Genomic DNA, 536 nt, shown 5'->3' with positions numbered 1-536 from the left:
ATGCACCCGAGAGGACTCGAACCTCTAACCCCTTGATTCGTAGTCAAGTACTCTATCCAATTGAGCTACGGGTGCCTATTTTGTTAATGCCGAGGACCGGAATCGAACCGGTACGGTGATCACTCACCGCAGGATTTTAAGTCCTGTGCGTCTGCCAGTTCCGCCACCCCGGCGTTTTCCTTTGGTCTTTAGGAAAGCGGAAAACGGGGTTCGAACCCGCGACCCCCACCTTGGCAAGGTGGTGCTCTACCACTGAGCTATTTCCGCATGATGCCGGCTAAAGGACTTGAACCCTCGACCCTCTGATTACAAATCAGATGCTCTACCAACTGAGCTAAGCCGGCAACTACAAAAAAATAAAAATGCGGGTGAAGGGACTTGAACCCCCACGCCGTAAGGCGCTAGATCCTAAATCTAGTGCGTCTGCCAATTCCGCCACACCCGCATATCCTTATGAGCCGTACTGGGCTCGAACCAGTGACCCTCTGATTAAAAGTCAGATGCTCTACCAACTGAGCTAACGGCTCAAATGGGGG

Annotated in this window: 6 tRNA genes; all 6 read right to left on the bottom strand. The window is 52.2% G+C overall.

Annotation, left to right across the window (positions count from 1 at the left end):
• Position 1 precedes the first annotated feature (1 nt).
• The 6 genes from AC4J95_RS21165 to AC4J95_RS21140 all read right to left on the bottom strand — a co-directional run bounded on the left by AC4J95_RS21165 (position 2) and on the right by AC4J95_RS21140 (position 527).
• A tRNA-Arg gene (locus AC4J95_RS21165) sits at positions 2 to 75 on the bottom strand.
• A gap of 12 nt (positions 76 to 87) precedes the next feature.
• Positions 88 to 173, bottom strand: a tRNA-Leu gene (locus AC4J95_RS21160).
• Between the two features lie 22 nt (positions 174 to 195).
• Positions 196 to 267: transfer RNA gene (locus AC4J95_RS21155), tRNA-Gly, on the bottom strand.
• 4 nt (positions 268 to 271) lie between these two features.
• Positions 272 to 344 (bottom strand) — tRNA-Thr (locus AC4J95_RS21150).
• A gap of 19 nt (positions 345 to 363) precedes the next feature.
• Positions 364 to 445: transfer RNA gene (locus AC4J95_RS21145), tRNA-Leu, on the bottom strand.
• A gap of 9 nt (positions 446 to 454) precedes the next feature.
• A tRNA-Lys gene (locus AC4J95_RS21140) sits at positions 455 to 527 on the bottom strand.
• Positions 528 to 536 lie beyond the last annotated feature (9 nt).

It is taken from the genome of Enterococcus sp. GPZ-007 (assembly GCF_059374735.1).
This window is presented reverse-complemented; position numbering and strand designations above follow the sequence as displayed.